This is a genomic window from Phenylobacterium sp. (assembly GCF_044372605.1).
GTDB lineage: Bacteria > Pseudomonadota > Alphaproteobacteria > Caulobacterales > Caulobacteraceae > Phenylobacterium.
Genome location: NZ_JBILRO010000224.1, coordinates 1 through 5,878 on the forward strand (window position 1 = coordinate 1; position 5,878 = coordinate 5,878).

The following is a 5,878-nucleotide window of genomic DNA, read 5'->3' on the forward strand; positions in this document are numbered from 1 at the left end:
GCCAGGGCTGGTGTTGATCCGCTGGCCTTCCGCCTCAAGCTGCTGGACGCCAGCGGCAAGAACGCCGGCTCCGCCCCCAATTCCGTCGGCGGCGCCGGGCGACAGGCGGCGGTCCTGAACCGGCTGGCCGCCAAGGCCGGCTGGGGCAAGCCGCTGCCAAAGAACACCGGGCTCGGTATCGCCACCAGCTTTGGTCAGGAACGCGACATGCCCACCTGGACGGCCTGCGCCGCCCGGGTGAACGTCAACCCGGCCACCGGCGCGGTGAAGGTCGAGAAGCTGACCCTGGTCGCCGACGCCGGCACCATCGTCAGCCCGGATGGCGCTCTCGCCCAGATGGAGGGCGCTGCGCTCTGGGGCATGAGCCTGGCCCTGTTCGAAGGCACTTCGTTCGAGAACGGTCAGGTCAGGGACCTCAACCTCGACAGCTATTCCCCGCTGCGGATGGGCGATGTGCCGGACATGGACATTGAATTCATCGCCAGCGAAGAGGCGCCCGTCGGCCTGGGTGAGCCCGCCACCACCGTGGTCGGCCCGGCCATCGGCAACGCTATCTTCCGTGCAGTCGGCGCCCGGGTTCGCGACCTGCCGATCCGCGCCGAGGCGGTTAAGGCAGCGCTGAAGACCTGACCAACTTGCCTGTTACGTTGCACCAAGAGCGGCTATCCAGGTCACCGAGGAGAACCCCATGCCCAAATCCAGGACCGCCCCTGTCGTCCTCATCACGGGCACCTCAACGGGCGTCGGCCTGCATACAGCCATCGCCTTCGCCAAGGCCGGCTACCAGACCATCGCCACCATGCGCGACACCTCGAAGAAGGACGAATTGCTGGCGCTGGCCAAGGCCAGTGGCGTCAAGGTCAAGGTCGAGCGGCTGGACGTCCAGAAGAAGAAATCCATCGAGAGCTGCGTCGCCAAGGTCCTGAAGAAGTACGGCGGCATCGACGTGCTGGTGAACAACGCCGGCGCCGGCTTCCTGGGCGGGCTGGAGCAGACCTCCGACAAGGATCTGGAACGGACCATGGAGATCAATTTCTTCGGCGTCTGGCGGATGACCAAGGCGGTCTTCCCCCACATGCGCGAACGCGGATCTGGCCGTATCATCACGGTCACCAGCGTGGGCGGCCTGATCGGTCAGCCCTTCAACGACGCCTACTGCGCGGCCAAGTTCGCTGTCGAAGGCATGATGGAGGCCATGGCGCCGCTGGCAAAGCTGCTGGGCGTCCAGGTCAGTCTCATCGAGCCCGGCCCCATCAACACCGAGTTCGTCAACAGCACCCGGGCCTCCAGCGATCTGGCCGCCTTCACCGCGCCCTATGACGCCATCGTCGCCAAGTACATGGGCGCCACCGGCAATGTCTTCGCCACCTATGGCCAGACCGGCGCCGACATCGGCGACATCATCCTCAACGCCGCGACCACGCCGGAACCCGATTTCCGCTACATCACCTCGGATTTCGCCCGCCAGATCGTGGCGCCCAAGGTGGTCGACCCCAGCGGCAACAACGTGGTCGAGGCCTTCGCCGCGCGTTTGGCTTAAGGGTGTCCGGCCCGGCGACCGTGTCCTCCAGGCCCACAATTTGTGCGTAACCCGGAAAGGCCAGGACTGCCTATCCTCAACGTCGGTGATCGCCGCACCTGCGCCCGCGATGGCGGAGGCATAGGGCGAGCCCGGCTACATCCTCGACCAAGGCCGTGCGGACTGGGCTGCGGCAACGCGCGGGCCCAAGGCCATCACTGCGCCGGGCGCCCGGACCTTCCATGGCTTCACCATACCAACACCACCAGACCGATCAGCCGCCATTCTTTCGAATCCAGCGGCCGAACAGGTCGGGCCAGGCCGCGCCGGAGCTGTCCTTCGGCAAGCCGAGACCGAACCCGTGCCCGCCGGTCGCCACCAGATGCGCCTCCACCGGGCGCTTCACAGCCTGACAGGCGGTGATCCAGTCCAGACTGTGCTGCATCGGCACCAGCGGATCGTCGAAGGCGTGGACCAGGAACGAGGGCGGCGCGTCCGCGGTCAGGCGGCGCACCGGCGACCGGGCCTCGAGGATCGGATCCGGCAGGCCCGCCATCAACATCCCCGACAACCGGCGATCTCCCGCCGGGGAGATCAGGCTCGTGACGGGATAGACAAGTCCGGCAAAGGCAGGTTTCGCCGAAAGCTGGTCGGCGTCGTCGATGGGGGCGTAGAGGTTGTCGGCGTGGGACACCACCAGATCACTGGCCAGATGGCCGCCTGCTGAAAAGCCGAGAACGCCCAGCCGCGCTGGATCGATACGGAACTCGGTCGCCCGGCCCCGGATGAACCGCATGGCGCGCTGGGCGTCCTGGATGGCCACCAGATGCGGCGTCCCCCAACCTTCCCGAGGAAGGCGGTAAACCAGCACGAATACAGTTGTCCCCAGGGCGTTGAAGTGCTGGGCAACAGCCAGGCCTTCGTTCTGGACCGAGACGAAACCGTAGCCGCCCCCTGGAATGGACATCAGCGATGAACCGTCCGGAACCGCAGGCCTGAAAACGTGAAGCTCGGCATAGGCCACGCCGCGGATCCAGAGCTGTCGTCGCCCGGAGCGTCCGTTCATCGTCGGTTTCGGCGTCGGCAAGGTGGCCAGCGCACCCGGCTGCTTGCCCGGCCAGATCCGGTAAACCTCCCGCGCGGGCCAGGCGGGGGCGTCGGGATCACCTGCCGCCGGGGTCGGCGGCGGCGGTAGAGAAGGCGTCTGAGCCACCGCCTGGGCGGCGACCAATCCGCCGGTCAGGCCGGCCGCCAGCATTGCCCTACGGTCTATCTTCATCGCGCCCACTGCAGCATCCGAGTCATTCGACGTTTCCCCCGTCTTTTGCCGCACTGTTGCAGAGGATTGACGGATGCGCGAGCCCCGCCGTTGCTGCTCAGTTCGGTTCGCGCGCCGGAAGGCGCTGACCGCCGGATCACGTCAGGCATCCGCTGCCGCGTACTGAACTCAAAGAAAAGGGCCGCCCCGAGGGACGGCCCTTCCAACTGGACTTGAGGGAAATCCCTACTCCGCCGCAGGCTTCGGTGCGTAGCCGAGGATGGCCTTGGTTTCCAGGAACTCATGGAAGCCGAAGTCGCCCCATTCGCGACCGTTGCCGCTCATCTTGTAGCCGCCGAAGGGGGCCATCATGTCGCCGCCGCCGCCGTTGATCGAAACCTGACCGGCGCGGAGTTTGGAGGCGATCTTGCGGGCGGCGTCGAGGTCGGCGGCCTGAACATAGGCGGCCAGGCCGTACTCGGTGTCGTTGCCGACCTCGATGGCCTGATCGACCGTGTCGTAGCCCAGGATCGAGAGCACCGGGCCAAAGATCTCTTCCTTGGCGATGGTCATGTCATTGGTGACATTGGCGAACACGGTGGGCTGGACGTAGTAGCCCTTGTCCAGGCCTTCTGGACGGCCCACGCCGCCGATGACCAGGGTCGCGCCCTCGTCGATGCCGGCCTGGATCAGCTTCTGGATCTTGTCGAACTGCACGCGGGAGACCACCGGGCCCAGCTGGCTGTTGCCGTTGGGGTCACCGACGGTGACGGTTTCCGCCGTCGCCCTGGCCACCGCAATCGCCTCATCCATCCGGCCCGCCGGCACCAGCATGCGGGTCGGCGCGTTACAGGACTGGCCGGAGTTGGTCATCATGGTAGCCACGCCGCGGCCCACGCCCTTGGCGAAGGCGTCGTCGTCGAGAACGATGTTCGGGCTCTTGCCGCCCAGCTCCTGGGCCACGCGCTTGACGGTCGCGGCGGCGTTCTTGGCCACCTCGATGCCGGCGCGGGTGGAGCCGGTGAACGAGACCATGTCGACGTCCGGGTGGCTGGACATGGGCACGCCCACGCCGATGCCGTCACCGTGGATCATGTTGAACACGCCGGCCGGCACACCCGCCGCATGCATGATCTCGGCGAAGATCTGGCCCGAGAACGGCGCCACTTCCGACGGCTTCAGGATCATCGTGCAGCCCGTCGCGATGGCAGGCGCCACCTTGCAGACGATCTGGTTCAGCGGCCAGTTCCAGGGGGTGATGAAGCCGCAGACGCCGATCGGCTCTTTTACGATCATGGTCGGTCCACGATCTTCCTCGAACTTGAAGGTCTTGAGGATCTCGACGGCGGTGGCCAGGTGGCCCATGCCGATCGGCACCTGGGCGCGCTGGGCCAGCGAGGCGGGGGCGCCCATTTCCTCGGTGACCGCCGTGGCCAGATCGCCGAAGCGCTTCTGATACTCGGCCAGGATGCGACCCAGAACTTCCAGACGCTCTTCGCGGCTGGTCTGGCTCCAGGTGGCGAACGCCTTGCGGGCGGCCTTGACGGCCTTGTCGACGTCGGCGGCGGAACCAACCGCGATCTTGCCGCAGACTTCCTCGGTGGCCGGATTCTCGACGTCGAGCGTCTTCATCTCGACCGGCTCGACCCACTTACCGTCGATGTAAAACTTCAGGTACTCGCGCATGATGTCCTCCGGGCTCTGTTCGTTGTTCGCGGATGGAGCGATCAGCCCCGACCTTCAAACGTCTGTTTTACAATGATCAGCGATCAGGTTGGAAGCCCTGATGCACGGTTAGAGTCCGTATCTTGAACGCGGCCTGCAACAGTCCCGCGACAGCGGCCTTGCCCGCAGGCGCAGGCGTCGCTAAAGCCGGTCGCTCAAATGACCGAACGGAGATCCCATGAGCGGCTTGGCCATGATCGGCGTTTTTCTCGCGGTAATGCTCGCCCTGAACTTTATCGATTTCGGTCGCCTCGACTGATCGGAGCGACCTGATGGCCAGCCGCGGCGTAGCACTGGTGACGGGCGGCGCGCGGCGGATCGGTCGCGCTCTGGTGGCCACGGCGGCTGAGGCCGGCTACGACGTCGCCATTCACGTCCGCACCATGGACGACGAAGCCGAAAGCGCCGCCGGTGAAGTCCGCGCCCACGGCCGCAAGGCCACCATCCTCACCTGTGACCTTCGCAAGGAGAGCGAAAGCGTCGCCCTGATCGGTCAGGCCGAGGCCGAACTGGGGCCGGTCACCCTGTTGATCAACAGCGCCAGCGTCTTCGAGAACGACGCCTTCGCCGACATGAACCGGCACTCCTGGGACCTCCACATGGAGACCAACCTGCGCGCGCCGCTGGTGCTGGCGCAGGTCTTTGCCCGTCGCCTGCCGGCAGACCGCGAGGGCCTGATCGTCAACCTGCTGGACCAACGGGTGCTGCGCCCGGCGCCGGACTTCTTCTCCTATTCGCTCAGCAAATCGGCCCTGTGGGACGCCACTCGCATGCTGGCCCAGGCGCTGGCGCCCCGCATCCGGGTCAACGCCATCGGCCCCGGTCCCGTGCTGGCCTCGATCCATCAGGACGCCGCCGCCTTCGAGGCCGAGGCGCGATCGACGCTCCTGCAACGGCCGGCGCCGCCCGCCCAGATCGCGGCGGCATTGCGCTATCTGATCGACGCCACGGCGGTGACCGGCCAGATGATCGCCGTCGATTCCGGCCAGCACCTGGCATGAGCGGGACTACCCTCATCAGCTCGAAGGTGTTTGTCACCGGCCTGAAGGTCCAGGCCGAGATCGGCGTCTATAGGCATGAGATCGGCCGCGTGCAGCCCCTCGTCCTGGAGGTGGAGCTCGACGTGCCCACGGACGGATCCGACCGCCTGGCCGACACCCTGAACTACGAGGTCATCCTCAAGGCCGCCCAGACGGTGGCGACCAGCGGCCATATCGATCTGGTGGAAACCTATGCTCACCGCCTGGCCCATCTGTGCCTGGCCGACCCCAGGGTCAGCCGCGCCCGGGTCCGCGTTGAAAAGCCCCTGGCCCTGGCCCCCGATGCCGTAGGCGCCGGCGTGGAGATCATCGTCGGGCGCTGAGATTGCGCCGGAC

The 5,878-nt window shown here is 66.5% G+C and carries 6 protein-coding genes; 4 read left to right on the forward strand and 2 right to left on the reverse strand.

The window, feature by feature from the left end; translation table 11 throughout:
* Together ACIQ42_RS15155 and ACIQ42_RS15160 are read left to right on the forward strand one after the other, a co-directional pair.
* Nucleotides 1-630 (forward strand): molybdopterin cofactor-binding domain-containing protein (locus ACIQ42_RS15155; RefSeq protein ID WP_397423087.1); only part of this gene is annotated, 630 nt, incomplete at its 5' end.
* A 58-nt stretch (nt 631-688) separates the two neighbouring features.
* A complete protein-coding gene (locus ACIQ42_RS15160; protein ID WP_397423088.1) occupies nt 689-1,540 on the forward strand; it encodes an SDR family oxidoreductase in 852 nt (283 codons plus the stop codon).
* Nucleotides 1,541-1,793: 253 nt separating this feature from the next.
* On the opposite strand, the gene ACIQ42_RS15165 is transcribed toward ACIQ42_RS15160, so the two are convergent.
* Together ACIQ42_RS15165 and ACIQ42_RS15170 are read right to left on the reverse strand one after the other, a co-directional pair.
* On the reverse strand, nt 1,794-2,798 hold the full coding sequence (locus ACIQ42_RS15165; RefSeq protein WP_397423089.1) for an alpha/beta hydrolase: 1,005 nt from the start codon (nt 2,796-2,798) through the stop codon (nt 1,794-1,796).
* A 225-nt stretch (nt 2,799-3,023) separates the two neighbouring features.
* A complete protein-coding gene (locus ACIQ42_RS15170; RefSeq protein ID WP_397423090.1) occupies nt 3,024-4,463 on the reverse strand; it encodes an aldehyde dehydrogenase family protein in 1,440 nt (479 codons plus the stop codon).
* A 311-nt stretch (nt 4,464-4,774) separates the two neighbouring features.
* Here ACIQ42_RS15170 and ACIQ42_RS15175 point away from each other — a divergent pair, with 311 nt between their 5' ends.
* Both ACIQ42_RS15175 and folB read left to right on the forward strand, forming a co-directional pair.
* Entirely contained in the window at nt 4,775-5,503 is a 729-nt protein-coding gene (locus tag ACIQ42_RS15175) for an SDR family oxidoreductase (RefSeq protein ID WP_397423091.1), read from the forward strand.
* Complete coding sequence (gene folB / locus ACIQ42_RS15180; RefSeq protein WP_397423092.1) at nt 5,500-5,865, forward strand: dihydroneopterin aldolase; 366 nt, start codon at nt 5,500-5,502, stop codon at nt 5,863-5,865. The genes ACIQ42_RS15175 and folB overlap by 4 nt, the downstream gene beginning before the upstream one ends.
* Nucleotides 5,866-5,878: the final 13 nt, after the last annotated feature.